Raw genomic sequence first — 25,979 nt, 5'->3', positions numbered from 1 at the left:
AAGTGTGACCGTGAACGAAGATACACCAATTTTATTTGTCGTATCTTGCTTTAAATCAATCACCGCGCGGTGCTAGCAACCCCAATCCTTCAAGATCGATATCCTCCAGCGGTTCTTCGTCGGCTGTCAACTCATCGGGATCAACATTGGGAACCGGGACAGAAAAACCGGACGGAGTGCGCGCTGACAATAGCCCTGCCCCGCGTAATTCTTCCAACCCCGGAAGATCACGAATCTCCGGTAGGCCAAACTGGTCGAGGAATGCGTCTGTCGTGCCATAAGTCACCGGGCGACCCGGCGTGCGGCGGCGACCACGCAGTTTGATCCAGCCAGTTTCCATCAACACATCAAGCGTACCCTTGGATGTTTCGACGCCGCGAATATCTTCCAGTTCTGCGCGTGTCACAGGCTGATGATAGGCAATGATTGCCAGCACTTCCATCGCCGCACGCGATAGTTTGCGTTGCTGAACTGTTTCACGGCTTAAAAGAAATCCGAGATCAGGTGCCGTGCGAAAAGCCCATGCTGTGCCAACCTGAACCAGATTGACGCCCCTGCCCTCATAGATTTTTTGCAAATGATTGAGCACAGCGGGTAAATCGGCATTGCCCGGCAGACGCTCCGACAAGGCACGTTCCGTCACAGGTTCTGCGGAAGCAAAAATAATAGCCTCGGCGATCCGGCTGAACTCAGCAAGTGTCATTGATGATTCTGGAGTTTCAGCATTGTCGTCAAAGTCATCAATCTCGATTTCGGTCTCAGACATCCGCGTTCTCATCCAGTTCATTCATTCCAGCCTGAGCACGCATATAAATCGGCTCAAAAGGCGCATTCTGGCGCAGCTCCAGCTTGCCTTCACGCACAAGCTCTAAACTTGCAGCAAACGAGCTTGCCAAGGCCGATGCGCGTTCTTGCGGCGTTAATGCATAATTGATCAGGAAGCGGTCGAGCGAAATCCAGTCCTCACTTATTCCCATGAGGCGCACAAGCGCGCTGCGTGCTTCCTTCAAAGACCAGACGGCACGTTTTTCGATCTGAACATGTGTCACGCTCTGGCGTTGACGTTGCGATGTATAAGCGGTCAGCAACTCATAAAGCGTAGCAGAAAACTGGCTTGAACGATCCACAACAACCAGTTCCGGCATTCCACGCGCAAAAACATCTCGTCCCAGACGTTTGCGGTTAACGAGATTCGCCGCAGCATCGCGCATGGCTTCAAGACGCTTCAGGCGGAATTGCAGCGTGGCGATTAGCTCTTCACCTGTGGCTTCGTCATCGCCCTTTTGTTTGGGAATCAGAAGCTTGGACTTCAAATAAGCAAGCCATGCCGCCATCACGAGATAATCGGCAGCCAGTTCGAGCTTGAGAGCCTGCGCCTGCTCTACAAAGCCCAGATATTGTTCCGCAAGCGCCAGAACAGATATGCGGGAGAGATCAACACGCTGCGTTCGCGCAAGATGCAGCAGCAAATCCAGCGGACCTTCAAAGCCCTGCACATCGACTAACAGTGAGGGTTCGCCATCGTCGATTTCAGATTCATTTTGCCACAGAGCATCCATCGGCACATTTGCACCGTCTTTGCTGCTTGTGTTGGTTTCTGATTCGGCCACCCGCTCGTCCTGTCGTCCTGATGGTCAGCGCATAAACCCCACTGACCTTTTGAGGACATCATATCCTAAAAATCGCCTGTTAAGCTATTGCTTGAAACAGTTGTCCAAACTCTTCGCGCAGTTCCGCTTCATCAGACAAATCAGGCTCACCCGCATAGACTTCAGCCAGCTCTGCACGCCTGAGCGACTTGCCCTCCAAAACTGGAACACGGGGCGCAACCTTTTTGAGTTCTTCCATCACGCCCGCGCAATAAAGAACAATATCGCAACCCGCATTGGTGATACCTTCCGCAATATCGCCAAGATCGCCGGACAGCGCCTTCATCGAAATATCATCGCTGATGATCAGACCATCAAACTGGATGACATCACGAATGACAGTATTGATAACCGTCGGCGAAAGCGTCGACGGGTTCTTTGGATCAAGGCTGTCGAAAATCACATGCGCAGTCATTGCCATTGGCAAATCATTGAGCGCTTTAAACGGCACGAAATCATGCGCGACCAACTCAGACAAGGGCACATCAACTCGCGCCAGTTCTTTATGCGTATCACTGAATGCGCGACCATGTCCCGGCATATGCTTGATAACCGGCAAAACGCCCCCCGCAAGCAAGCCCTCGGCGGCGGCACGCCCCATCAGCGCCACTTCTTGCGGATTTTTAGAATAAGCGCGTGCACCAATCACATCATGCGCACCTTCAATCGGCACATCGAGAACGGGCAGACAATCGGCATTGACCCCAACTTTAAGCAGGTCGAATGCATGCAACCGTGCATGAAGCCATGCTGCGCGCAGGCCAGCATCATGATCGCGATTGTAGATCGCACCAATTTCCGCAGCTGCCGGATAATTTGGAACCAATGGCGGACGAAGGCGCTGCACGCGCCCACCTTCCTGATCGATAAACACCGGCATTTGTGGGCGATCAGTCACGTCGCGCAATTGTGCGGTCAGATCAGCAACCTGCTCAAGGCTTTCGACATTGCGTGCGAAGAGAATAAAGCCCCAAGGCTTTTCATCACGGAAGAAGGCTATCTCATCTGGCGTCAGCTTTGTACCGGCTACACCTGCAATCCACGCCTTGCATTCGCTCATGCGATATTCCTTCGATTCATTTGCACTCAAAATCAGTGATTATGACTTAACCGAAAAACATTCAGCTTGGTAGTCTCACGAAAAAGGGCGGCCAAAGCCGCCCTCTTCAAATTCATTAATCCGATTGCTTACTGCGTTACGAAGCAGCTGCCACCCGCAGTCTTGAAGCGACCGCAAAGCGCATTTGCTTCTTCTTTCGAACCAGCCTGAACACGAACACGGTAATAAGTGCCCTTGTTCGGAATATCGGCGCGCTTGATGTCAACTGCACGACCACCGATCACGCTGCCATAACGCTGCGCCATATTGGCATAAGACTTCTGTGCCAACTCAGCAGATGGCTGCGAAGCGATCTGGATGAAATAACCACCACCAGCCGCAGATGCGACCTGTGGAGCAGCCGCAGGGGCTGCCTGTGCTGGCGTCTGGGTGCGCTGCGGAACGTTACCAACAATCGTTGTTGGCTGTTCAGCAGGACGTGAAGGAATCACAGGCGCACGAACAGGTGCCGCTGGAGCCTGTGTTGCTGGTTGCGCAGCCGGCGTATTGGTAACTGGGGCCTGAAGTTCACCGGCAGCAGCAAGAGCTCCAATTTCATCAGTTTCAGCCGGTGGTGCAATCGGCGCATCATTGTTCGTCGCAGCAACAGGAGCGGTCGGCTGTGGTGCCGTTTGCGTAGGCTGCTGTGCCTGAACGATCGAACCATCTGGACGCACGATCATTGTTTCCACTTCGCGTGGCTGGATCAGTGGTGCGTCCTGTCCAGAATGAGACGCGGCTGCTGTGTTTGGTTCTGGACCATCATCCATACCAACATCATTATCCTGAGCGCCAAGATCGACAGGCTCTTCACCCGCAGAAATAAGCGACTTCTGTTCAGGATTATTCGGCAATGTGCCTGCAACGCGGTCGTAAACGGCCTTATCCTGATTAGGAACAGTCGCACCGCCCGGATTTTCCGGCTGTATCTTGATCGGCTGGTTATCCGCACGAATCACAACAGGTTCGCCGGCACCGCTGCCACCAAGGAAGTGATAGCCAATGCCACCGATGAGAACAGCCAAACCCGCGACGCTTGCAAGGATCAGGCCGCGACGTCCACGAACCGGACGATTTCGATAGGCTTCAGCGGCGACACCAAGATCGTCTTCCGGCTGCATACCACCGGCACGCGTGCCGAATTCACCGCTTTCCATGGTCTGCGCACCTTGTGCAGCCCAATGATTGTAGAAGTCGTCACTGTTTGCAGCGGCATTTTGTGGCGTTGCTGACGGGATCGTTGGGTTGGCGCGTCCATAGGCAACAGTTGCCGCAGCAGCACCAAGACCAAGGGCTGCACCAGCCGCTACGCCACCACTTGGCATGTAAGACGATGCGCTTTCACGGAAGATATCTTCGAAAGCTTTGTCAGCTTCGCTCTGGACTTCGACCTTCGCAGCCGATTCATCGACATCGATGGTGCTGAACACTTCAGCAAATTCAGCTTCCAGATCATTCAGCGATGCGCCGGCATCTTCATCGCCATAGTTGACTTCTGGCAAGTCAAGCGAATGGGTTTGATCAACCTTGCCTTCAGAGACGCTTAGCGTTTCGATTTCAGGCGGAGGTGCTGCAAAGATCGAACCCTGATCGGCATAGTTTGCAAACGATGGTGCTGACGGATGGCGATCTTCATCGCTATACGTTGCATGCGCATAAGCAGGCTGACTGACTGGCTCTTCATCTTCATCCGGCGACAGATCAAAATCTTCATCCGTGAAGAAATCTTCTTCGGTAAAGACAGCCGAGGCATCATCAGGCGCAGCAGAAGCTGCGTCCCCCGAAGGCTCAAAACCAAAGTCGTCTTCACTGAACGAAATTTCTTCCAGACCAGACTGATCGTCATCGGTTGATTCTGAAACAGCGCGTGCAAAATCTGGCTCATCTGACAGCGAGAAGTCGTCGCCAAACGAAAAATCGTCTTCGAGTTCAGCCTGTTCTGATTCGAAAGCGGGGGCAGCATGCTGCACTGGCTCTGAAGACAAAATGCCAGCAGTCGCAGCACCCGCTGCAAAATTGCTCAACGTGTAATGCGGATAAGCAGGAGCTTCCGCACGCGACGCTGTTTGCGGTGCATAGCTTTCGGGAGCGTAACTGGTCGCGGACTCAACAGGAGCGAACGCCTGCGGGTCTTCCAGCGAGAAGTCGTCAAATGCGGGTTCTTCGTAGGCTGGTTCTTCAGCGACATTGCTCTCAAAACGAGGTGCGTCGTTTTCAAACTGCTGCGGCTCATCTTGATAGGCTGGCTGGTAAACTGATTCTGGCGCTGACGAAGCCTGCGCCTCTTCACCAAACAGCAAGCTTTCCAGCTCGTCTTCTAGCGATAGAGCCTGATGTGGCGGCTCTACAGGCTGGGGGGCTTCAAACGGTGCAGCGGATGGGATTTCCCATTCATTGTCGATGTTCTGGCTAGGTGTTGCATATCCAGCAGCTTCGTCCGCATAGGGATCAGCAAATTGCGATTCCGACTCCTGAAATTCAGTGGATTCGTAGTTTGAATAGCTCTGCTCTAAAGGGGCGGCAGCGGCGGTTGCAGCATAAGCATCCGGATGAATGTCTTCGTATGCTGTGCGCGCTTCAGAATAATCATTGTAATCGAACTGCGGCACGGGTTCCGCGCGGTCAGCTTCTACAAACTCAAAAGACTGCGCAGGTGCGACAGGCTGAGCGGCTGCTTCATGCACATCCATCTGCAGATCAAATTCTTCTTCAAGAGCGGACGCCAGATGGTCCTCATGCAGAACCGGCGCTTCATCCTGATAAGAATTAGACGAAAATGGCACCGTATATTGCTGTGGCTCTGGCTCGTTGCCAAAATCACCAAGCAATTCACGTTCAAGATCGAACGAAAGCTCGCTGTCACCAGAATCAAAATTTGGCTCAGGCCTGTAGTCGCCCCGGTAATCACTTTGGGCGGCATTTGTATCAGCAGACGCGCCGAAGTCCATGATCCTTGATAGTTCCATCAGCGGATCGTCTTCGTGCAGCGGACGCTCGCCGTAATTACGGGGATTAGCACTGCTGTCCGTCATGGTGTGTTCCTAACTCAAACCCTGGACGTCGCAAGACGTCTCGATACATCACATTTTAGCGAGGCAATGTGGGCAAAAGTTGACGGAAGTTACTTGCGCCTTATGGAAGGCCGGTGACTTAACCCGTCATCGATCTTCCATCTTTTTGACTTACCACCACCCACTCAACACTGTTGTTGAACTTGCGAGTGATCAATTCGTCTTAGCGCATTTCCGTTGGAGCATCCGCACCGATAATCGTCAAACCAGAAGTCAGAACATCGGAAACGACCTGCACCAGCCCTAGCCTTGCTAGTGACAATTCTGGGTCGTTAACCTTAATAAAACGTAAGTCTGGGTTTTCTGTACCCTTATTCCATTGCGAATGTAGCGCGCTGGCAAGGTCATAAAGGTAAAAAGCGAGACGATGAGGCTCCTGATGGGTAGCCGCAGCGTCGATCAGACGTGGATATTCAGCAAGCTTGCGGATAAGCGCAATTTCGCTCTCATCAGTCAGCTTGTGGAGGTGTGCACCAAGCGAAACGCGATCCAGATCGGTAAGCCCAAGCTGATCAACAGCCTGACGGAAGACCGAATGGCAACGCGCTGACGCGTATTGCACGTAGAACACCGGATTGTCCTTCGACTGCTCCGTTACTTTCGCAAAATCGAAATCAAGCGGCGCATCGTTCTTCCGGTAAAGCATCATGAAACGGACCGGATCGCGACCAACCTCATCCACCACTTCGCGCAGCGTGATGAATTCGCCCGAACGCTTTGACATGCGCACGGGTTCACCGTCGCGGAACAGCTTAACGAGCTGGCAAAGCAGCACTGTCAGCTTGGCCTTTCCGTCAGAAACAGCACGTGCAACAGCTTCAAGACGCTTCACATAGCCGCCATGGTCTGCGCCAAGCACATAGACCATCTCATTGAAACCACGATCATATTTATCTTTGAAATAAGCAACGTCAGCCGCAAAATAGGTGAAAGCGCCGTCTGACTTCATCAGCGGACGGTCAATGTCATCACCCACTTCAGTCGAGCGGAACAAGGTCTGCTCGCGATCTTCCCACTCTTCTGGCAGCTGGCCCTTTGGCGGTGGCAGCTTGCCCTTATAAACGTGGCCCTTAAGCGTCAGATCGTTGATTGCAGCGCGAATAGCGCGTGCATGATCGGCATGCAGCGTGCGCTCAGAATAGAACACGTCGTGATGAACATTCAGTGCATCAAGATCAGCGCGAATCATTGCCATCATTGCGTTGATGGTGCGTTCTTTCACCAGAACGAGTGCTTCTTCTTCCGGCATTTCCAGAAGCGTCTTGCCAAATTCCTTGGCAAGCGCCTCGCCGACTGGCACCAGATAATCGCCAGGATAAAGACCGGCAGGAATTTCGCCGATATTTTCGCCGAGTGCTTCGCGATAACGCAGCATCGCAGAATTGGCCAGCACGTCGATCTGTGCGCCCGCATCATTGATGTAATATTCTTTGACGACATCGAAGCCAGCGAATTTTAGAAGGTTAGCAAGCACGTCACCGACAACGGCGCCGCGGCAATGGCCGACATGCATTGGGCCGGTCGGGTTTGCCGAAACATATTCAACATTGACTTTTTTGCCAGCGCCGAGCTTTGAGCGGCCAAAATCGGTCGCTTCATTGAGCATGCCCTGCAACTCGCGCTGCCAGTATGCGTCCTTCAAACGCAGATTAATGAAGCCCGGACCTGCAACATCGACACTTGCGACGTCTTCATCGGACTTCAAAGCATCGGCAATTGCCGTTGCAAGCTCGCGCGGATTCTGACCAACAGCCTTGGAAAGCACCATGGCAGCATTGGTTGCAATATCACCATGCGATGCGTCGCGTGGCGGCTCAACGCTGATACGCGACAGATCAAGCTCGCTGCCATCTTTCGTTTTCAGATCAATCTCTTGCAACGTTTTTTTGATACGTGCGTCGAAATCTGCAAAGATATTCATGGTTCGTCCTGTCAGGCTTCCGTCCGGCTATAATTGTGTTTTCCGGCCTTGGCTCGTCATAAAAATAACAGCCATACCAACGCGTTTTAGCGCCAGCATCCGCTTCGTTAAGCTCCGATTAAGCTAAATCGGGTGTGTGGTCAAACAATCGTCGGTGTTCGCGCACGGCATAATTGTCAGTCATACCCGCCAGATAGTCGGCAACACGGCGTGCCTTGCCTGCTTGATCAAGCACTTCCCAGTCTGCTTGCCACTCGGCTGGCATGATGGATGGCTTTTCAAATGAAATATCGAATAGGTCTTGAACAATCTTATCCGCAGCATGCCTGCGAACCACGACACTGTCATGAAAATAAAGGTTCTTGAACAAAAAGCGTTTCAGCGTTTTTTCTTCATCGCGCATCGTATCCGAAAAGCCTACAAGCGCGTGTGGTTGCGCATGCACGTCATCAACACTTTGAGGATTGGCATTCGCGATACGGCGTTGTGATTCCGCAATCACGTCTTCGACCATGATCGTGATCTGACGACGCACTAGCTCATGCCCGGTGCGCACGGCATCAAGCCCCGGATAACGCGTTCTGACAATATCCAGCAGCCGCTTTGTTAGAGGCACCTCATCCAGCCCTTCAAGCGTCAGCAGGCCAGAACGAAGACCATCGTCAATATCATGCGCATTATAAGCAATGTCGTCCGCGATTGCCGCGCATTGTGCCTCAAGGCTCGCAAAACGCGACAATTCGAGATCATAGCGCTCGTTGAAATCGAGGATAGGTTGAGGAACCGGCTCGTCGGCATGGGTTGCAAATGGGCCAATCAGCGGACCGTTGTGCTTTACCAAGCCTTCAAGCGTTTCCCATGAGAGGTTCAAACCGTCAAAATCAGCATAACGATGCTCAAGCTTCGTCACGATACGCAAAGACTGCGCATTATGATCAAAGCCACCATAGGGTTTCATCCGCTCGTTGAGCGCGTCTTCCCCAGTATGTCCAAACGGCGTATGGCCAAAATCATGCACGAGCGCCACCGCTTCGGCAAGGTCTTCGTCCAATCGCAAGGCACGCGCCAATGCACGGGCAATCTGGGCCACTTCGATCGTATGGGTCAGGCGCGTGCGGTAATGATCACCCTCATGGGCGATAAAAACCTGCGTCTTATGCTTCAGGCGGCGGAAAGCCGTTGAGTGAATGATTCGGTCGCGGTCGCGCTGAAAAGGAGTCCGCGTGGCGCTTTCCGGCTCAGACACCAGCCGCCCGCGGCTCAAAGCTGGATTGCAAGCATAAGGCGCGCGTTCACGATAGCCAAAGCCGATGCCTTCGAGTGACCCAATTTCCTGGCCGGACATTGCGATGCGTTCCTCACTGTAATATGATTACGTAAATGACAGGTGGACATTGACTTCCACGCACTGCGTTCATAGCTATCAGCTAAACATGATGGCAAGTATGCGTTGATTGTGAATTTCGTAATTCCACTTCGTTATACGCAATTGTAAGCGGAACAAGGCAGATGACAGACATTACCGTTTCTGAATCCGCAGCCAAGCGGATTGCAAAGATTATCAGTTCTGAACCCGGCAAGACCGCACTTCGCGTGTCTGTCGAAGGTGGCGGCTGTTCTGGCTTTTCCTACAAATATGATCTGGTTGATGATCAGTCCGATGATGACATTGTTATCGAAAAGCTCGGTGCCAGGGTACTGATCGATTCCATCTCTGTGCCCTATATGGACGGCTCGCAGATCGATTTCGTTGATGACCTGATGGGACAGTCGTTTCAAATCCGCAATCCAAATGCCACAGCATCATGCGGTTGTGGAACAAGCTTCGCGATCTGATGGAGTTTACCACCCCAAAGAAAAACCGGCTTTAAATTAAAGCCGGTTTTATTTTATCAGGCTTTGACCGACGAGACGGTCGCATCAATGTGATCAACCAGCGCATCCGGCAAACCAAGGCGACCCGCCAACATATCGAGATAACCACGTTCTGCACGCGTATCAGGATCAATCGTCAGGCGTGAAGCCGTATAAAGCTCGACCTTCTGTTCTTCCGTCTGAGCAGCTGCGACCAAAGCATCAATATCAATCGGATCCGCGAGTTCTTTCTGAAAAAACGCTTCTGCCTCGTTATCGAGGCCTGAAATCTGCACTTTTTCCATAATCAGTGCGCGTTCACTCGCATCGATATGACCGTCAGCCTTCGCAGCCGCAATCATCGCCTGAATAAGTGTCAGCGCGAAGCTATTGCTCATTGAAGGTGATTGCGGATGAAAGGGTGAGTCTGCTGGCGGCGGTGGAAGCAGTTCTGGCTCAGCTGCCGCTGGTTGGGGGGCAGTTTGCGGCTGCTGGCCGGATTTATAGTTCTTATACGCGAGATAACCAAGACCAGCGATTGCAGCTAAACCGCCTGCGGTTGCGACATTGCCAGCAAGTTTGCGGCCCGTCTTCGTGCCAAAGATTGCCGCAGCGATTGCACCAGTAGCCAAAGGGTTCTTCTTGGCGAGATCGGTGGCCTGCCCTGCCTTATCGCGAACGCTTCCTGACATGCCCGGTATTTGCGATCCCAGAAATTGGTCGAGAAGCTTTTTGGCGTCAAACATTCAAATCTCCTAATTTGACTACTGTAAATGGGAGATAGGAACGCAAAAGCGGCAATACAAATGGCCAATGAATATTTATGCGAAAGAGCGGAAATTCTGTGATGGAATGCGTGCAGCGCTTGCCCTCACCCCATCTTACGCCTAATCATTTCATCATGAAAATCGCGACATGGAATATAAACGGCGTCAAGGCGCGCATCGAAAACCTCCAGCATTGGCTGAAGGAATCATCGCCCGACATCGCTTGCCTTCAGGAAATCAAGTCAGTGGACGAGCTGTTCCCACGGCTGGAAATCGAAGCGCTCGGCTATCATGTCGAAACGCACGGGCAAAAAGGCTTTAACGGCGTCGCGATTCTTTCCAAAAAATCACCAGATGAGGTTATTCGCGGTCTTCCCGGCGATGATAGCGACGAACAAGCTCGTTTCATTGAGGCCGTTTTCTCGACCGATAAAGGCGTTCTACGTGTCGTGTCGCTCTATCTCCCAAACGGCAATCCGATTGATACGGAAAAGTTTCCTTATAAGCTTTCCTGGATGCAGCGCCTTGAGACATGGGCCAAGAACAGGCTTGAACTGGAAGAGCCGCTTGTGCTTGCAGGCGATTATAATGTCATTCCTGAGCCTTATGACGCGAAGAATCCGCAACAATGGCTTGGCGATGCGCTGTTTCAGCCGCAATCACGTCAGGCGTTTCGTCGCCTGGAAAATCTGGGCTTCACTGAAGCGGTCAGAGCTGCCACGGACGCTGAAGGCGTTTACACCTTCTGGGATTATCAGGCCGGTGCATGGCAGAAAAACAATGGCATTCGCATCGACCATCTGATGTTTTCACCAGAAGCGGCAAACCATTTCGTTTCGACGGATATCGAAAAGCATGTCAGAGCATGGGAAAAGCCGTCAGACCACGTGCCTGTAACGGTGACATTATCCGTCTGATTAATCAGGCGGATTCAAATAATCAGAAATCGCCCTTGGTGGTCAGATTGCCGGAGAGTGCCACCGCATTACGGCGGTCTGCTTCACCCGCAATAGAGAAAGCCTGTTCCTGCATATCGCGTATCCAGGTGCAGTCTTCTGTTGGGCAACGCTCAAAGGCCGCAGTCAGCATGGCTAGGCCACGCACGGTCTTTCCCGCCTGAAACAGCATATTGCCGAGCATCGCTTGCGCGCTCGCATTGCCCTTCTTGGCAGAAAGCTGAAACCAGCGTGCGGCCTGCATTGGGTTAGGCTCTCCACCCTCACCGTCAAGCAACATCTTGCCAAGTTCAAACTGAGCTGCCGGATCACCGAAATTCGATGCAGCCTGCACATAAAGATTACGGGCAAACTTGGGATTGGCCTTGACCGGCGAACCGGGAATGCCGCGCTTCACATAACCGGCAAGTGCGACCAGCGCATCAGCAACATAAGGCTCATTTTCTGAACCCGGCTCTGCACCGTCACGAACGATCTTTTCAAAAATCTGATAGGCTTCATAGTCATTCTCAGCGACGCCATCGCCATCGGCATACATGCGTGCAAGCTTCCACTTGGCGCCCTGATGTCCACGATCGGCAGCATAACGCAGCGCCTTGATCGCCTCGTCCTTGTGGCCACTCTTATAAGCAGAAAAACCAAACTTGAAGAGCTCAAACGGGCTACGCGATTTCTCGGAGTCATCGTTTAAATCAAAAGCCGAAGCGCTGTTGCAGACAATGGCCAAACCAAGTGCCGCAGCGATAAGGGGATATGAAAAACTGCGGATACGCATCAGAACGCTGGTCTTTCACACTGATTAGAAGTTGATGACATCATCAACAGAGTGCATTGAATTTTCGTCAACACTGAGACCCGATTTTGGCGGAAAAAAGCTCGTTTTTCACGAAAACGAAAAAACAAAGATCGGTCGGCTTTTTCGCCCTCCGAAAACGGATCGTTATGAAACAATGCGTCCTTCTTCATTTTTTTCCTGTCCTGAGGGAACCAAAGCTTCCCAATTCTGTTAATGGCTTTCACCTTTCCCTAGCGGTGACGCCCCTTTGTGGCGGGAAATGGGCAAAATGTGCCTCCCATCTTTTAGCCTAAAGCAATAATAAAGACTGTTGCTGAATCAACACAAAACAAAATGTTGTGGGGCTGAAGTTGTTAGACCAAAGCGTACTTTCAAATGTGATAGATTCTGCGAAGCATGATTGTGTATAGCGAGAATAATGCTGGTTGGGGTGCCAAAAGCGATGGTTAACAGAAGGCGCCGCTATCGGCGTAATTATACCTCTGCGAGGCGACAAAACGCACGAAAAATTATAAGCATCCTACTGACTTTATTGATATTTTCAATTCTCATTGCAATTATCGTCTCTCTACCTGAAAGTCGGCAATCTAGGGAAACTCTAGCTGGATCGGTCTATGTCATTGATGGTGACACAGTCATTCTCGACAAGATTCACATACGGCTTGCAGGCATTGACGCACCGGAAATGCAGCAAAGCTGCCAGATCGACAAGCGCGATTACCTTTGCGGCCGAGACGCGCGCAAAGTTTTGCTGAATAAGATCAATGGAAGTACGATTCGATGTGAAAAGCTGGGGCTTGATAAATACGGACGTACCTTGGCGACATGCTATCGCGGTGAAACAAACCTCAACCAATGGATGGTGGAACAAGGCTGGGCAGTTGCCTATGGCGATTATCGCAGCGAAGAAGCTACTGCGCGTCGTGAAATACGCGGCATATGGGCTGGCAGTTTTGAGGTGCCGTATCAGTGGCGCAAAGACCATCAGCAACCAAACGCCGATGCTGAAACCAGCCATGAAACACGATCATCCGATGTAATCAGCGATATGATTCATTATATCAAAGGCCAAGTCGTTAAACTGCTGAACGCAATTTGATCTGGAGAATTACAGAAAGAATGGAAAATCTGGACGAGCTCAGACACTCGATCCAGGCGTGCCGCCGTTGTCGTGACACGCCCCAATATCTGCCACCTTTGCCACACGAACCGAATCCGGTTTGCATTATTTCAAATACGGCACGCATTGCGATTTGCGGTCAGGCACCCGGCATTCGCGTGCACAACAGCTCCCTGCCCTTTAACGATCCGTCCGGCGATCGGCTACGGCAATGGCTCGGCACAAGTCGCGAAGAGTTTTACGATCCATCGCTTTTTGCAATCGTGCCGATGGGCTTTTGCTTTCCCGGCTATGACAAACATGGTGGCGACCTTCCGCCACGTCGTGAATGCCGCCCGACTTGGCATGACCGCGTTTTTGCATCCATGCCACAACTCGAATTCATTCTGGTTGTCGGGCAATATGCGCTTGCCTACCATCTCCCAGAGTGGCGCAAGACAAGTCTGACCGAAACAGTTGAGAACTGGCGGAACTTCATGGAAACGCCGAATACTGCGGGGCGAACCGTTTTGCCCTTGCCGCATCCATCTTGGCGTAACAGTGGCTGGCTCAAACGTAATCCATGGTTCGACGCGGACGTCGTGCCAGCTTTGCAGCAAAAAATACGCAAACTGATTGACCCTAGAAAATAATTTTTAGAACCACCATTCTCAACAGAATATTTTTCCTGTAAATTCCAGCCAAGGCAAACGATAAGGTATTAAGTTTCACACATCCACAGGGTTCGGGAAACAGTTTCTAATATCGGGATAAAAATCGCATGGACAGGCTAGACAGAAAAATACTGCGTTTATTGCAGGAAGACGCAACACTGGCGGTAGCCGATGTCGCTAAGAAGGTTGGCCTATCCACAACCCCTTGCTGGCGCCGCATCCAGAAGCTTGAGGAAGATGGTGTCATCAAGCGCCGTGTTGCTATCCTTGATCCTGTGCGCATCAATGCGCGGGTAACGGTATTTGTATCCGTACGCACCAGTTCGCACAGCAATGAATGGTTGAAGCGTTTTTCGGAAGTTGTTCAGGAGTTTCCAGAGGTCATCGAGTTTTACCGCATGAGCGGTGATGTCGATTATCTGCTGCGCGTGGCTGTGCCAGACATTGGCGCTTATGATGCATTCTATAAGCGCCTTATTAGCAAGATTGAAATTCGTGACGTGTCTTCATCTTTCGCTATGGAGCAGATCAAGTACACGACAGAGCTGCCGCTCGACTACATGGTACTCGACAAAGAAAGCAATTAACCACGCGTTACCGCAAAAAGCCCCGGATTCCCGGGGCTTTTTATGTTTACTTCGTAGAACTTGTAACGCCGGCTTGCTCGAATGTTGCCATTCCGCTGTGGCAAAGCGCTGCCGCTTTGACGATACCAGCGGCAAGTGCTGCACCCGTTCCCTCTCCAAGACGCATGCCAAGATCGAGAAGTGGCTTTTTACCCATCTTTTCAAGTAGCAGCCGATGCCCCGGCTCGGCTGACACATGGCTAAACAAGCAATGATCAAGTGATGTCGGGTTTGCTGCGTAAAGAACTGCGGCGGCGGCACTGGCGACAAAGCCATCAACGATGACCGGAATTTTTTCCATGCGGGCTGCAAGGATTGCACCTGCCATCGCAGCCAATTCACGTCCGCCGAGGCGACGCAGAACTTCTAGCGGGTCTTTGAGGTGATCTTGATGAAGTGTCACCGCAGCGCGAACCGCCGCAAGCTTACGATGCAACAACTCGCCCGTCGAACCCGTACCCGGACCAACCCAGTCTTCAGCCGCACCACCGAAAAGTGCCATAGCAATGGCTGCGGCAATCGTCGTGTTGCCGATGCCCATTTCGCCGATGCATAGAAGATCAGTTCCACCCGCAATCCCCTCCATGCCAAAGGCCATGGTGGCCGCACATGTGCGCTCGTCCATGGCTGCTTCTTCGGTGATGTCACCCGTTGGATGTTCAAGCGCCAGATCGAAAACCTTGAGTCCCAGATCATGCGCGATGCAAAGCTGATTGATCGCAGCGCCACCGGCGGCGAAATTCTCAACCATTTGCGCAGTCACGCTTGAAGGGAATGGTGTGATGTTCTTAGCGGTCACGCCGTGATTGCCCGCAAAGACTGCGACCAGCGGGCGATTGATCTGCGGAATGGATTTACCTGTCCATGCTGCCAGCCATGCGACGATTTCTTCAAGCTGCCCGAGCGAACCTGCTGGCTTGGTCAGTGTCGCTTCCCGCGCACGCACAGCCGCTTCCGCACCAATATCTGGTCCCGGCAGATTGCGGATGAGTTCACGGAAATCGTCAAAAGGAAGGCCACTGGCACTCATATCGTCTGGTCCAATCAATCAATGGAGGATGCAAAACTATTTTGCTCGTCCTATAAGCACTTACGCAAATTTTCAAATCACCTCTTTGCGCCAAGGCTTATTGGCTGCAATTATTCCTTCTTATGCCATATCGTTCTTAAAGCGGAGCAAGCACTTGCAGCGAAATAGCTTCATTGGAGATACAATTCGTTCTCTGGGGTTTCTAAGCCGTTTGCCACTGCGAGCCGCATGGCTTGAGGGTTCCAGCGATTCGCTTAAAACAAGTGTGCGGGCTTTTCCGTTCGCCGGTGCCGTGCTTGGGCTGTTTGCAGGGATAGCACTGCTATTATCCGATTATCTGAACCTGCCTGCACTAGTTTCCAGCTTAATCGCTATCGGTGCACTCGCTGCCATGACAGGCGCATTGCACGAAGATGGCCTTGGTGACAGCGCAGACGGCTTTTTCGGAGCTTCAACACCTCAACGTCGTCTCGAAATTATGAAGGATTCGCGTATTGGCACTTTCGCGGCGCTGATACTCATCATCTGGACAGGCCTTAAAGTTGTACTTCTAGCCACCCTTATCGAGAGAGCTGGCCCTTGTTACGCCACGCTCGCGCTCATTGGCGCAGAATCTGCAAGCCGAGCAGCTATGCTTGCTCTGTGGTATGGTCTTCCATCAGCACGTCCCGGTGGCCTTGCTGATAATCTGGGACAGCCAAGCTGGGAAACGCTTGTCTGCGGCTGTTTGATTGGTCTTGGTATTCTAGCCTTGACCAGCATTCCTGTGGCGGGGGTAGCAGGATTCATAAAGGCCCTGCTTTTCAGCGTTGTCCTGGTCTTTGGTTTTGCAAGACTATGCGTTGCCAAAATTCGCGGACAAACAGGCGATACGCTGGGAGCAGCACAACAGATTTGCACGCTTGCGGTTTTGCTTGGTCTTGTCAGTGCGCTTTGATGCAACCACATTGATTTCATGAATACCGCAGCAATCGAATCGCCATGCATATTGGTATGCGTGATGGACAGCCAAACAGGATTTTGTCTGGGTTGCGCCCGGACGCTTGATGAAATTGCGGGTTGGTCAAGTATGAGCAATGATCAACGGCGCGCAGTCATGGCGCTTTTACCTCAGCGACATGAAAGACTGGAAAAGAGAGAAAACTAATGGAGCGTTTGTTCTGGATCGTAATTGCAGCCATTGCAGTTGTTATTTTGCTGCTGATGGCAAACGATAACAGCGGCACAACGCTTGGAATGGCCAATGACGCTTTTGGCCAGGCGGCCTATATGGGCATATGGGGTGTGGTGCTGGCGGCAGGCATTTTAGGCTCCGGCATCAAACTCAGCGATTTTGCCCGGAACATGGCCGTCTGGGCGGTTATTATTCTGGCTCTCGTTGCAGGATACCAATATCGCTATGAGCTACAGGATGTAGGAAGCCGCATCACGGCTGGCCTTATTCCCGGCAGTCCGATTTCAGGACGAGCCTCAGATGGTTCTCTCACCGTCACTCTTGCAAAATCGGCCAATGGTCATTTTGAAGTAAATGGCCGTGTAAATGGTGCGCGCGTACATTTCCTTGTCGATACAGGCGCATCTTCGGTTGTGCTCTCAAAGGAAGATGCCGAACGCGCAGGCATCGACACATCATCGCTTGCCTATAATGTGCCGATCAACACAGCCAATGGCAGGGCAACGGCCGCAAGCATCACCATCGCAAACTTACAGATTGGCGAGATCCAACGTGAGAATATCCGCGCCATGGTTACGCAAGAAGGTCTGATGACCGGCAGTCTGCTTGGCATGAATTTCCTGCAAACGCTGGGTGGGTTCAGCGTTCGCGGCGATCAGTTGATTATGATAGATTGATCACGCTGCTTCAGCGCTGGCTTCCATGACGGACGCATAGGCCTGACGCAGCAAATCACTACTAGCATCCGGCTTTGAGGCATCGGTCGAGAGCATCTGGCGCCAGCGGCGCGCGCCAGGTTGCCCCGTAAACAAGCCGATCATATGTCGACTGATATGCGAAAGCCTGCCACCATGCGCAATATGCCTGTCTACATATTCGCACATTGCCTCGATAATCTCGGCCATATCGACGTGCTTTTCGTCTTCGCCATAAATCAGATGATCGACATCGGCTAAAATTGCCGGATTGTGATATGCAACGCGGCCCAGCATAACGCCATCTATATGATCAAGATGCGCAACGGCTTCTTCAAGCGTACTGATGCCGCCATTTATGCCGATAAATGTCCCCGGCAAGCGCTTCTTCAAGCGATAAACACGGTCATAATCTAGCGGCGGAATATCACGGTTTTCTTTGGGCGAAAGGCCTTTCAGCCATGCTTTGCGAGCATGGACCCAAAGCGCATCAGCTCCAGCGTTAAGAACCTGATCTGCAACCGCATCAAGTGCGACTTCCGGGTTCTGATCGTCGACGCCAATCCGGCACTTGACGGTGACAGGTACAGAAACAGCCTCTTTCATGGCTGCCACGCAGCGGGCGACCACATCGGGCGTCTGCATGAGACACGCGCCGAACGTACCCGACTGCACACGGTCAGACGGACAACCGACATTGAGATTGACTTCATCATAGCCAAAGCCCGCGCCGATCCGCGCTGCTTCCTGCAATTTGACCGGATCCGAACCGCCAAGTTGCAACGCAATCGGGTGTTCGGCCGCGTCAAAACCCATCAGCCGCTCACGTGGACCGTGGATGGCAGCATCAGCGACAACCATCTCCGTATAGAGAAGTGCGCGCTTTGAAAACAGCCTGTGAAAATATCTGCAATGTCTATCAGACCAATCCAGCATCGGAGCCACAGAGAACCGATTGTCAGGATAATTGCCATTTTTATTTTTTATTTCAGTCATTTAAACAATTATCCTGAGAATGCGATTCATCTGAGCGTGAAAGCTTAAGATTGAAAGCCGTACTGTAAGTCGCGCAAAAAGCCACAAACAATGCAAATGATCAAGTTTTTGGGTCACGAAGGCGATCAAATCATCGAATAGTGTGACTTCCGCGCTTATTACGAATTAAAATCATGATACGCGATTCTTAATACCAAAACTTGAGGACCATATTTTGACCGACCTGTCCCCCTTCAATAAGTCGTTCGATGCTTTTCTGTTTGATATGGACGGCACAGTTCTGAGTTCCATTGCTGCGACCGAACGCGTCTGGGGACAATGGGCCACGCGCCACGGCATAGATCCGGTGACGTTCGTTCCAACCATTCATGGTGTGCGTGCAGTCGATACAGTGCGCAGGCTTGGGCTGCCGCATCTCGACCCGGATACAGAAGCCAAGATTCTGCTCGATGCGGAAATGGCCGATCTGGACGGAATTGAAGCTATTGAGGGTGCAATCGATTTCCTCAAATCGTTGCCAGAAGATCGTTGGGCTATTGTCACTTCAGCGCCCATTGAGCTAGCACGCCGCCGCCTTGCGGCCGCCGGTATTGCGCTGCCAAAGGTCATTGTTTCGGCGGAAGACGTCGAGCGTGGAAAGCCTAGCCCTGAATGCTTCCAGCTTGGTGCAAAGCGGCTTGGTTTTGATCCGAATAATTGTCTGGTTTTTGAAGATGCGCCCGCCGGTATTGTTGCAGGTGAAACCGCTGGTGCACATGTCGTTGTGGTGACGGCAACACACCCACATTCGCCGGAAACTGCTCATAAGAGCATCAATAGCTACAAAGAACTGAAACTATCGGTCGATGCCGACACTGGCATTCTGTCGCTGTCAGACGCTTCAATCTGATACAAATATGAAAGGCGCGTGTTATATCACGCGCCGCCCTTCTCGCCAGACTGTACGAATAATCGGCACATGTTCGGCAATCTGTACCCGCACAAGATCACCACGTTTGCCAATTGCGATCTCACCGCGATCGTCAAGGCCAACTGCTTTAGCGGGATTTGCTGAAACAAAGCGCATTGCCTGCGGCAAGGTGATTTCCTCCATAACATCAGCCATGAAGAATGCCGCGTGCATCATGCTTGCCGGGATATAATCTGACGAAATAATATCAAGATGACCGGCCTCCGCCAGCTCACGCGCAGAAACATTGCCGGAATGCGAGCCGCCGCGCACCACATTGGGCGCGCCCATCAGGACTGACATGCCGGACTCTTTTGAGGTCTTCGCAGCCAGATGTGTGGTCGGAAACTCCGCAACCCGAATACCCTGCGTTTTCGCCTCTGCGACATGATCTGCTGTTGCATCATCGTGGCTGGCAAGCACTATCCCGCGTTCGTTGCAGGTGCCTGAGATTGCAATTCGGTTTGATACCGAGTGCAGCTTGGACTGGCCCATACGCTTTTCGCAATAGCGAATAAACTCTTCTTCCGAGACTTTAAGCTTGCTCATGTAATAGAGCTTATAGGTCTCAATGTCGGTAAACTGGCGCTGACCGGGCGCATGATCCATCAGCGAAACCAGTTTGACCAGCGGGTGCACTCCAAAACGCTCAAATGCGCTCAGGCAATCAGGTGCCGAAACCTCGCAACGCAAATGCAGATAATGATCCGCACGCAGCCGTCCCGCGTCGCGGCCTTCTGCAATGGCAGAGGAAAGCTTGCGCATATCCTCAATGCCGGTAGCAGCTTCTTCGTCAAAGCCAATACGCAAGGCATCAAAAACCGTTGTAATGCCAGAAGCGGCAATCTGCGCATCGTGGGCTTGCACAGCGGCAACCGGATTCCAACGCACCTTCGGACGCGGCGCATAATGGCCTTCAAGATGATCAGTGTGTAATTCCACCAGACCCGGTGTCAGATAATCCCCCTGCATGTCCTTGCCGGAAACGGATGCGCCAGACGCAATATCGGCGATCATACCATCTGCGATTTTGATCGTTCCATGGATTACTTCATCAGGCAGAATAATATTGGCATTTTTTAAAATGAGTTCAGTCGTCATTCCTTATGGCCTCCCCACGGCCCTCGATGACCGTTTGGGCACCTTATCACCACCTGTCATAGGGTGAAGCGAATGAATCTCGAAAGGTGCACCTTTCTCGCGTTCAACGAAAAGCGCCAGATTGGCCACCTCAACCGGTTCATCAAGGACGGGTGCGAAAAATTCGTCGAGCGTACGCTCAACCTGCGGGCGCTGTTTTTCATCCACAGGGCCGGTCAGTGTCATGTGAAACCGAAATTCTTCGAACACATAAGGATACCCCCAGCGATCCAGATTTATCCGTTGTGCTTCGCTCAAACGTTCTGGGCGGCGCTTTGCGATTTCTGCGTCGCGTAGAGGCGCGCGAAAACGGTCAAATGATACGACAACGTCATTAGCCAGTTGGTTTAGTTCGACCACAGGTTCTTCAGGAACAAATGCGAAGAACGGACCAATGCCCTGCACTTTCAGGCGCGGAATAGCGAACGGAGCAGTTGATGACGCAAAGTACATCAAAGCGGAGATCAAATCGCTTTCCTGAAACCCATCATCAAGCCTGAATGGCGCTTTCAATGTTCCATGAAAACCGTAACGGCGCGGTTCTTCCGTGAGTGCAGCAATATCTTCTGCAGCAAGTGTGCGAATCGCCGGAAGTTTCACCGCCTCGCCACTAAACGCACTGCGCCCCAGCCAATTTGCAGCAACTTTCAAAAGCGCATCGCCCGACGGCGGCGTGAAATAAATCGCGTAACGCATAGTGATTCCTCTTTTGCCAGGATCGTTACACGAGGAATGTGGCAAGTCGATAAAGGCTGGCTAAATCAGGATTTTACATCAGGGGAAATTCGTATAGGCGTATGTCCCAATAGCTATGAGGAGATGACTATGGGTGGTTTCGCGTCGATTGGTGAATGCATGATCGAACTGTCAGGGGGCGATAGTGATCAATGGCGCATGGGCTATGCGGGAGACACGCTGAATACCGCCTGGTACATGCGTGCACTGACCGATCCGTCATTTCCAGTCGATTATGTCAGTGCGTTTGGCGAAGATGATTTCTCGCAAAAACAGCGTGCCTTTCTTGATGCAAATGGCATTGGCACGGCACACAGCCCAATCATCAAAGGCGTGCATCCGGGGCTTTATGCGATTACACTTAATGGTGCGGAACGCTCATTCACCTATTGGCGCAGCGATGCCGCAGCAAAGCGGCTTGCCAGTGACAAGAGTGCGCTGCAAGCCAGCCTTGCTGGCCGCGATATGATTTACTTTTCCGGTATCTCGGTAGGCATCGTGTTTCCTGAACATCGCGAAACGTTGTTCGATGTCTTGCGTGAATGCCGTGCCAACGGCGCGCTTATCGCGTTTGATCCGAATTTCCGCCATCAGCTTTGGCCAGATCGCGAAGCTGCCAAAAAGATCATCAGTGAAGCAATGCAGATCGCCGATATAGCTTTGCCTACTTTTCCGGATGAACAGGCATTGTTTGGCGATGAAACTGCTACAGCTTGTGCAGAGCGACTGATCGGGCTTGGCGTCAAAGAAATTATAGTGAAAGACGGAACTGAACCCGCGTTAGTTATCGCGGATTTCCAACAAAGCCTCGTACCTTCTGTTAAAGCGAATGCAGTTGATACGACAGGCGCAGGCGATAGCTTTAATGGCGGCTATCTTGCAGCCCGGCTCAAAGGTTTGTCACCTGTCGAAGCCGCAACGAAAGCGCATGCCGTTGCTGCCCGCGTGGTCGAAATTCGCGGCGCGCTGGCTCCGATGGATACCGCACGCGCCGCTTATTCTTAAAGCTCAGCCTTTTGTGAAGGTAAAGTGGCTTGTCTGGGCGTAAACTTCGCCCGGACGCAGGATTGATTGCGGAACATAAGAATATTGAAGCGATCCCGGCCAGAGCTGCGGCTCAAGACAGAAACCAGCATGTTTGCCATAAGGCTTGCCCGTCAGCCCGATACAATCATTGGCCATCGTGTTGCCGGCATAGAACTGAACGCCGGGTTCTGTCGTCGATATATCCAAACGAATGCCCGAACGTGCCCCTTTTACGGATGCACAAGGACGCAATGGGCCACGTGCAGCAGTCAGGCATAAATTGCTGTCATATTCGAGTTGTTTGCCGTTTTCATCATAGCGGATTGGCCGGAAATCTCGGAAATCATAGGGCGTGTCTTTGACAGGCAGAATGCGACCATCGGGAATCAGTGCTTCATCGACTGGCATATAGGCATCGGCTTCAATTTTGAGCTGATGATCGAGAATATCGTCCTCTCCGCCATCATCGAGATTAAAATAACTATGATGCAAGAGGCTGCAGGGCGTTGCCTTATCCGTCATAGCCTCCAGATGTACGACCAGCGTACCATCACTCTTCAACGTGTAGGTGCAGCTGACATTCAGGTTTCCGGGGAACCCCATTTCGCCGTCCTTGGACAGTATCTTGAGAGTTACGAAGTCCGCACCTGTTTCAACGATATCCCAAACCCGGTTTCCCAGTCCCTGGCTGCCGCCATGAAGGTTGTGAATACCCTGAAAATTTGGCTCGACATTGTAGGTCGTGCCGTCAAGCTCAAAACGGGCATTGCGAATACGGTTTGAGAAGCGGCCAGCAATTGCGCCCAGGTGCGGCGAATGTGCAGGATAGTCATTAAAATCACGATAGCCGATAACAAGCGGCGCTTCATGGCCTTCGAGACGCAAGTCCTGAATGGCTGCGCCCCATGTGATCACTTTTGCCTCAAGCGGGCCATTGGCGATGGTCAACCGATGAACCGCCTGCCCGTCCGGTGCATATCCAAATATTTCTGCTGTCAATTTATCCGCCCATTTTTATGTCGTTACAAAGCCATATCAAGCAGCATCGCCCCTTTCTACGCAAGAGCCAATTACAGCAACACGCTCGCCACCTTCACGTCAAGATTGAAGAATAAAAACAGATATTATTTCGCCACTGAATGCGTTAACATCCAGTATATTTAAAAATTATCTTAATTCAGAATATAAAAATTGAGGTATTTATTTATGAAAGCCAATTTCAAAAAAACTATAGAGTATATTTTTAGCGAAGAAGGTGGTTTTGTTGACGATCCCCGCGATCCGGGCGGCGCAACCAACATGGGAATTACCCTCAATACATTATCTGCATGGCGTCGCCATCGAGTATCACCACAAGATGTCAGAGAACTTACAGAAACCGAGGCATCAAAAATTTATCAGCAGCAATTCTGGAATAAGATTGATGGTGACAATCTACCATCCGGTGTTGATTACGCTGTTTTCGATTTTGCTGTTAATTCAGGGCCGGGTCGTGCAGCGAAGACACTGCAAGCGAGGGTCAATCAGCATGAGGATGGCGTCATAGGCGCTCAAACAATTGAGGCCATCTCTGCGCGTTCACCCGTGGAGGTCATCAACGCACTTTGTGATGCACGGGCCTCTTGGCTCAAAGGCCTGTCTACGGCATCAACATTCGGAAAAGGCTGGCTGGCCCGAGTGGAACGTGTGCGATCACGAGCACTTGCAATGGCTTTGACGCTGCCATTCGTCGAGCCAATGGAACCAAAAATCCAAGGGCTTCCGAAAGCACGTCAGCAAGACACTGCTGTGACGACAGCTCTTAAACATCCACCCGCGCTTAGCGCCTTAGCAAGTGTAACATCAGGCCTCGCAGCCATCGTGTCAGACCACCATTTTGTGCGATATGCGCTGGCGATTATGATGATTGGGTTTTGTATAATTGGGCTTTGGCATTTGGTTCAGAGGGTAAGAGGTGAACCTTAGCCGAGGCAACTTTGCTACTATTTCAAAATTTTGTAATCCGCTTTATGTTGCGCTTCGCATAGCAGACACCTTATATGCGCGATCAAAGCTCTGGCTATTGTGAAAGCAATATGACTTTCCCTATCGCCGGAAACACGCTAGATACGCGCAGATACTCAGACGCATGCCTGTTGAGGCATCGCAGGAATAAAGGAATCGAAACTTGTCCTCTACTTTTGACAAAGTCGCCGACATCATCGCAGAAACCAGCGAAATCGACCGTGACACCATCACGCCGGATAGCCACACTATTGATGATCTTGGTATCGACAGCCTCGACTTCCTCGACATCGTATTTGCGATCGACAAAGAATTCGGCATCAAAATTCCGCTTGAACAGTGGACGCAGGAAGTGAACGAAGGCAAGGCACCGACCGAAGAATACTTCGTACTCAAAAACCTTTGCGCCAAGATCGACGAGCTGGTTGCAGCCAAAAAAGGCTGAACCGCCACGAAAGCTGACGGTATGAGAGGGTGAACATCCGTGTTCGCCCTGATTCCGTTTCTGGATCAGCATTTACGGGTAGACCGAACCATGCAGAGCAATAAAGTCGTCATCACTGGTATTGGCATCATCTCATCGCTGGGCGAAGGGCTAGATGCGCATTGGAACGCTTTTTCAAAGGCTGGTTCTGAACCCCGCCTCGAAAAAGAAGCCTTTGCGCCTTACACAGTTCATCCGCTGGGCGAAGTCGATTGGGGTTTACAGATCCCCAAGCGTGGCGACCAGCGCCAGATGGAGACATGGCAGCGGCTTGGCACCTATGCGGCAGGTCTCGCGCTCGACGATGCTGGCATGAAGGACGACGAAGCGCTCTGCGCCAGCATGGATATGATTGTGGGCGCTGGTGGCGGCGAACGCGATATCACCGTCGATATGCAGATTCTCGAGGAAGGACGCACCAGTAACAATCGCGGTGTGATGCTCAATGAGAAACTTTCGACCGAGCTGCGCCCTACCCTGTTTCTGGCCCAGCTTTCCAATTTGCTCGCTGGTAATATCTCCATCGTACACAAGGTGACTGGCTCATCGCGTACTTTCATGGGCGAAGAAGGTTCGGGCATTTCAGCGATTGAAACCGCGGCAGCGCGTATTCGCTCAGGTCAGAGCACACATGCGCTGGTTGGCGGATCATATAATTCCGAACATTTCGACATGATTCTTGGTCATGAGCTTGGTGGATTGCTCAAGCATGACGGCTGGACATCGCTTTGGGACCGTGAAGGCTCAGCAGGTGGCGGCATGATTTCCGGCTCAGGCGGCGTATTCCTTGTGCTTGAAAGCGCAGAACATGCACAAAAGCGCGGTGCGCGCGCCTATGCAGAAATCGCGAATATCGAAAGCGCGCAGGTTCGCCGCGATGCAGCCGATCTCGCAAAGACGGTGCGTGAACTCGTTCTCGCTGCCAATGGCGGGAAAGAGCCTGTATATGTAGTTTCGGGTGCCTCTGGCGCACATGAAGCGACGGCTGCCGAAAAAGCTGCTCTTGAAGATATTTCCGCAGCCTATCGCGGCATTTCCGGTCTGACCGGTCATTTACGCGAGGCACAGTTCCCGCTCGCACTCGCACTCGCAGCCATTTCCGTCTGGAAAGGCGAAGCTTTTGCGCCGTGCAACGCCTCGGAAAAGGCTGTTGACGGGACTGTAAGCGAGGCCATTGTCACGACCATCGGCGCAACACGCGCTGAAGGTGCCGCAAAGCTGGTGAGAGCATAAG

26 protein-coding genes are annotated in these 25,979 nt (G+C 51.9%); 13 read left to right on the top strand and 13 right to left on the bottom strand.

Annotated elements, in window-relative coordinates; translation table 11 throughout:
* Positions 1-55 precede the first annotated feature (55 nt).
* The 6 genes from scpB to U2P60_RS14070 all read right to left on the bottom strand — a co-directional run bounded on the left by scpB (position 56) and on the right by U2P60_RS14070 (position 9,085).
* On the bottom strand, positions 56-766 hold the full coding sequence (scpB, locus tag U2P60_RS14095; protein WP_313828429.1) for an SMC-Scp complex subunit ScpB: 711 nt from the start codon (positions 764-766) through the stop codon (positions 56-58).
* The gene (locus tag U2P60_RS14090) at positions 759-1,559 is read right to left on the bottom strand and encodes a segregation and condensation protein A (RefSeq protein WP_413573799.1); all 801 of its coding nucleotides are present in this window, start codon (positions 1,557-1,559) and stop codon (positions 759-761) included. The genes scpB and U2P60_RS14090 overlap by 8 nt, the downstream gene beginning before the upstream one ends.
* A gap of 130 nt (positions 1,560-1,689) precedes the next feature.
* Positions 1,690-2,709 carry a beta-N-acetylhexosaminidase gene (nagZ, locus tag U2P60_RS14085; RefSeq protein ID WP_413573081.1) on the bottom strand — a complete coding sequence of 340 codons (1,020 nt, stop codon included), beginning with the start codon at positions 2,707-2,709 and terminating at the stop codon, positions 1,690-1,692.
* A 128-nt stretch (positions 2,710-2,837) separates the two neighbouring features.
* Positions 2,838-5,780 carry an SPOR domain-containing protein gene (locus tag U2P60_RS14080; RefSeq protein WP_413573080.1) on the bottom strand — a complete coding sequence of 981 codons (2,943 nt, stop codon included), beginning with the start codon at positions 5,778-5,780 and terminating at the stop codon, positions 2,838-2,840.
* 202 nt (positions 5,781-5,982) lie between these two features.
* Entirely contained in the window at positions 5,983-7,740 is a 1,758-nt protein-coding gene (gene argS, locus U2P60_RS14075) for an arginine--tRNA ligase (protein ID WP_413573079.1), read from the bottom strand.
* A 118-nt stretch (positions 7,741-7,858) separates the two neighbouring features.
* Positions 7,859-9,085, bottom strand: a complete 1,227-nt coding sequence (locus tag U2P60_RS14070; protein ID WP_413573078.1) for a deoxyguanosinetriphosphate triphosphohydrolase — start codon at positions 9,083-9,085, stop codon at positions 7,859-7,861.
* Positions 9,086-9,249: 164 nt separating this feature from the next.
* Between U2P60_RS14070 and erpA the strand changes: the two genes are divergently transcribed.
* Positions 9,250-9,576, top strand: coding sequence for an iron-sulfur cluster insertion protein ErpA (gene erpA / locus U2P60_RS14065; RefSeq protein WP_250039716.1), 327 nt, complete (start codon positions 9,250-9,252; stop codon positions 9,574-9,576).
* Positions 9,577-9,632: 56 nt separating this feature from the next.
* On the opposite strand, the gene U2P60_RS14060 is transcribed toward erpA, so the two are convergent.
* Positions 9,633-10,340, bottom strand: coding sequence for a tellurite resistance TerB family protein (locus U2P60_RS14060; protein ID WP_413573077.1), 708 nt, complete (start codon positions 10,338-10,340; stop codon positions 9,633-9,635).
* A 101-nt stretch (positions 10,341-10,441) separates the two neighbouring features.
* Here U2P60_RS14060 and xth point away from each other — a divergent pair, with 101 nt between their 5' ends.
* Positions 10,442-11,278, top strand: coding sequence for an exodeoxyribonuclease III (xth, locus tag U2P60_RS14055; RefSeq protein ID WP_413573076.1), 837 nt, complete (start codon positions 10,442-10,444; stop codon positions 11,276-11,278).
* Between the two features lie 22 nt (positions 11,279-11,300).
* On the opposite strand, the gene U2P60_RS14050 is transcribed toward xth, so the two are convergent.
* Positions 11,301-12,092 (bottom strand): tetratricopeptide repeat protein, encoded by a 792-nt coding sequence (locus tag U2P60_RS14050; RefSeq protein ID WP_413573075.1) that lies wholly within the window; start codon positions 12,090-12,092, stop codon positions 11,301-11,303.
* A 439-nt stretch (positions 12,093-12,531) separates the two neighbouring features.
* On the opposite strand from U2P60_RS14050, the gene U2P60_RS14045 reads away from it, so the two are divergent.
* From U2P60_RS14045 to U2P60_RS14035, 3 genes are all read left to right on the top strand, one after another.
* The gene (locus tag U2P60_RS14045; RefSeq protein WP_413573074.1) at positions 12,532-13,212 is read left to right on the top strand and encodes a thermonuclease family protein; all 681 of its coding nucleotides are present in this window, start codon (positions 12,532-12,534) and stop codon (positions 13,210-13,212) included.
* A gap of 20 nt (positions 13,213-13,232) precedes the next feature.
* Positions 13,233-13,865 (top strand): uracil-DNA glycosylase family protein, encoded by a 633-nt coding sequence (locus U2P60_RS14040; RefSeq protein WP_413573073.1) that lies wholly within the window; start codon positions 13,233-13,235, stop codon positions 13,863-13,865.
* Between the two features lie 128 nt (positions 13,866-13,993).
* A complete protein-coding gene (locus U2P60_RS14035; RefSeq protein WP_250039709.1) occupies positions 13,994-14,473 on the top strand; it encodes an Lrp/AsnC family transcriptional regulator in 480 nt (159 codons plus the stop codon).
* A 46-nt stretch (positions 14,474-14,519) separates the two neighbouring features.
* Here U2P60_RS14035 and cobT read toward each other — a convergent pair whose 3' ends face one another.
* Positions 14,520-15,542: a nicotinate-nucleotide--dimethylbenzimidazole phosphoribosyltransferase gene (gene cobT / locus U2P60_RS14030; protein ID WP_413573072.1), complete on the bottom strand. Its 1,023-nt coding sequence runs from the start codon at positions 15,540-15,542 to the stop codon at positions 14,520-14,522.
* A 154-nt stretch (positions 15,543-15,696) separates the two neighbouring features.
* On the opposite strand from cobT, the gene U2P60_RS14025 reads away from it, so the two are divergent.
* Genes U2P60_RS14025 through U2P60_RS14015 form a run of 3 tightly spaced genes read left to right on the top strand, consistent with a single transcriptional unit; the run spans position 15,697 to position 17,393 of the window.
* Positions 15,697-16,479, top strand: a complete 783-nt coding sequence (locus U2P60_RS14025) for an adenosylcobinamide-GDP ribazoletransferase (RefSeq protein ID WP_413573071.1) — start codon at positions 15,697-15,699, stop codon at positions 16,477-16,479.
* Between the two features lie 18 nt (positions 16,480-16,497).
* Positions 16,498-16,689, top strand: a complete 192-nt coding sequence (locus U2P60_RS14020; protein ID WP_413573070.1) for a DUF1289 domain-containing protein — start codon at positions 16,498-16,500, stop codon at positions 16,687-16,689.
* Positions 16,689-17,393 (top strand): TIGR02281 family clan AA aspartic protease, encoded by a 705-nt coding sequence (locus tag U2P60_RS14015; protein WP_413573069.1) that lies wholly within the window; start codon positions 16,689-16,691, stop codon positions 17,391-17,393. The genes U2P60_RS14020 and U2P60_RS14015 overlap by 1 nt, the downstream gene beginning before the upstream one ends.
* Here U2P60_RS14015 and dusA read toward each other — a convergent pair whose 3' ends face one another.
* Entirely contained in the window at positions 17,394-18,407 is a 1,014-nt protein-coding gene (gene dusA, locus U2P60_RS14010) for a tRNA dihydrouridine(20/20a) synthase DusA (protein WP_413573068.1), read from the bottom strand.
* A 214-nt stretch (positions 18,408-18,621) separates the two neighbouring features.
* Here dusA and U2P60_RS14005 point away from each other — a divergent pair, with 214 nt between their 5' ends.
* On the top strand, positions 18,622-19,296 hold the full coding sequence (locus U2P60_RS14005; protein ID WP_413573067.1) for an HAD family hydrolase: 675 nt from the start codon (positions 18,622-18,624) through the stop codon (positions 19,294-19,296).
* Between the two features lie 21 nt (positions 19,297-19,317).
* On the opposite strand, the gene U2P60_RS14000 is transcribed toward U2P60_RS14005, so the two are convergent.
* Together U2P60_RS14000 and U2P60_RS13995 are read right to left on the bottom strand one after the other, a co-directional pair.
* Positions 19,318-20,457: an alpha-D-ribose 1-methylphosphonate 5-triphosphate diphosphatase gene (locus tag U2P60_RS14000; protein WP_413573066.1), complete on the bottom strand. Its 1,140-nt coding sequence runs from the start codon at positions 20,455-20,457 to the stop codon at positions 19,318-19,320.
* A 3-nt stretch (positions 20,458-20,460) separates the two neighbouring features.
* Positions 20,461-21,192, bottom strand: coding sequence for a DUF1045 domain-containing protein (locus tag U2P60_RS13995; RefSeq protein ID WP_413573065.1), 732 nt, complete (start codon positions 21,190-21,192; stop codon positions 20,461-20,463).
* A 129-nt stretch (positions 21,193-21,321) separates the two neighbouring features.
* Here U2P60_RS13995 and U2P60_RS13990 point away from each other — a divergent pair, with 129 nt between their 5' ends.
* Positions 21,322-22,236, top strand: coding sequence for a sugar kinase (locus U2P60_RS13990; RefSeq protein WP_413573064.1), 915 nt, complete (start codon positions 21,322-21,324; stop codon positions 22,234-22,236).
* Positions 22,237-22,239: 3 nt separating this feature from the next.
* On the opposite strand, the gene U2P60_RS13985 is transcribed toward U2P60_RS13990, so the two are convergent.
* Positions 22,240-23,256 (bottom strand): aldose epimerase family protein, encoded by a 1,017-nt coding sequence (locus tag U2P60_RS13985; protein ID WP_413573063.1) that lies wholly within the window; start codon positions 23,254-23,256, stop codon positions 22,240-22,242.
* 207 nt (positions 23,257-23,463) lie between these two features.
* On the opposite strand from U2P60_RS13985, the gene U2P60_RS13980 reads away from it, so the two are divergent.
* The 3 genes from U2P60_RS13980 (at position 23,464) to U2P60_RS13970 (ending at position 25,978) form a co-directional block, all read left to right on the top strand.
* Positions 23,464-24,222, top strand: coding sequence for a glycoside hydrolase family 108 protein (locus tag U2P60_RS13980; protein ID WP_413573062.1), 759 nt, complete (start codon positions 23,464-23,466; stop codon positions 24,220-24,222).
* 202 nt (positions 24,223-24,424) lie between these two features.
* The gene (locus U2P60_RS13975) at positions 24,425-24,706 is read left to right on the top strand and encodes an acyl carrier protein (protein WP_024897522.1); all 282 of its coding nucleotides are present in this window, start codon (positions 24,425-24,427) and stop codon (positions 24,704-24,706) included.
* 90 nt (positions 24,707-24,796) lie between these two features.
* Positions 24,797-25,978, top strand: coding sequence for a beta-ketoacyl-ACP synthase (locus U2P60_RS13970; protein WP_313828631.1), 1,182 nt, complete (start codon positions 24,797-24,799; stop codon positions 25,976-25,978).
* Position 25,979 lies beyond the last annotated feature (1 nt).

Source organism: Brucella sp. H1_1004 (assembly GCF_047308065.1).
GTDB classification, from domain to species: Bacteria; Pseudomonadota; Alphaproteobacteria; order Rhizobiales; family Rhizobiaceae; genus Brucella; species Brucella pseudogrignonensis_B.
This window is presented reverse-complemented; position numbering and strand designations above follow the sequence as displayed.

Coding starts and splice junctions, on each gene's coding strand:
- scpB (WP_313828429.1), bottom strand. CDS start 766: ATGTCTGAGACCGAAATCGAGATTGATGACTTTGACGACAATGCTGAA.
- U2P60_RS14090 (WP_413573799.1), bottom strand. CDS start 1,559: ATGGATGCTCTGTGGCAAAATGAATCTGAAATCGACGATGGCGAACCC.
- nagZ (WP_413573081.1), bottom strand. CDS start 2,709: ATGAGCGAATGCAAGGCGTGGATTGCAGGTGTAGCCGGTACAAAGCTG.
- U2P60_RS14080 (WP_413573080.1), bottom strand. CDS start 5,780: ATGACGGACAGCAGTGCTAATCCCCGTAATTACGGCGAGCGTCCGCTG.
- argS (WP_413573079.1), bottom strand. CDS start 7,740: ATGAATATCTTTGCAGATTTCGACGCACGTATCAAAAAAACGTTGCAA.
- U2P60_RS14070 (WP_413573078.1), bottom strand. CDS start 9,085: ATGTCCGGCCAGGAAATTGGGTCACTCGAAGGCATCGGCTTTGGCTAT.
- erpA (WP_250039716.1), top strand. CDS start 9,250: ATGACAGACATTACCGTTTCTGAATCCGCAGCCAAGCGGATTGCAAAG.
- U2P60_RS14060 (WP_413573077.1), bottom strand. CDS start 10,340: ATGTTTGACGCCAAAAAGCTTCTCGACCAATTTCTGGGATCGCAAATA.
- xth (WP_413573076.1), top strand. CDS start 10,442: ATGGAATGCGTGCAGCGCTTGCCCTCACCCCATCTTACGCCTAATCAT.
- U2P60_RS14050 (WP_413573075.1), bottom strand. CDS start 12,092: ATGCGTATCCGCAGTTTTTCATATCCCCTTATCGCTGCGGCACTTGGT.
- U2P60_RS14045 (WP_413573074.1), top strand. CDS start 12,532: ATGCTGGTTGGGGTGCCAAAAGCGATGGTTAACAGAAGGCGCCGCTAT.
- U2P60_RS14040 (WP_413573073.1), top strand. CDS start 13,233: ATGGAAAATCTGGACGAGCTCAGACACTCGATCCAGGCGTGCCGCCGT.
- U2P60_RS14035 (WP_250039709.1), top strand. CDS start 13,994: ATGGACAGGCTAGACAGAAAAATACTGCGTTTATTGCAGGAAGACGCA.
- cobT (WP_413573072.1), bottom strand. CDS start 15,542: ATGAGTGCCAGTGGCCTTCCTTTTGACGATTTCCGTGAACTCATCCGC.
- U2P60_RS14020 (WP_413573070.1), top strand. CDS start 16,498: ATGAATACCGCAGCAATCGAATCGCCATGCATATTGGTATGCGTGATG.
- U2P60_RS14015 (WP_413573069.1), top strand. CDS start 16,689: ATGGAGCGTTTGTTCTGGATCGTAATTGCAGCCATTGCAGTTGTTATT.
- dusA (WP_413573068.1), bottom strand. CDS start 18,407: ATGACTGAAATAAAAAATAAAAATGGCAATTATCCTGACAATCGGTTC.
- U2P60_RS14000 (WP_413573066.1), bottom strand. CDS start 20,457: ATGACGACTGAACTCATTTTAAAAAATGCCAATATTATTCTGCCTGAT.
- U2P60_RS13995 (WP_413573065.1), bottom strand. CDS start 21,192: ATGCGTTACGCGATTTATTTCACGCCGCCGTCGGGCGATGCGCTTTTG.
- U2P60_RS13990 (WP_413573064.1), top strand. CDS start 21,322: ATGGGTGGTTTCGCGTCGATTGGTGAATGCATGATCGAACTGTCAGGG.
- U2P60_RS13980 (WP_413573062.1), top strand. CDS start 23,464: ATGAAAGCCAATTTCAAAAAAACTATAGAGTATATTTTTAGCGAAGAA.
- U2P60_RS13970 (WP_313828631.1), top strand. CDS start 24,797: ATGCAGAGCAATAAAGTCGTCATCACTGGTATTGGCATCATCTCATCG.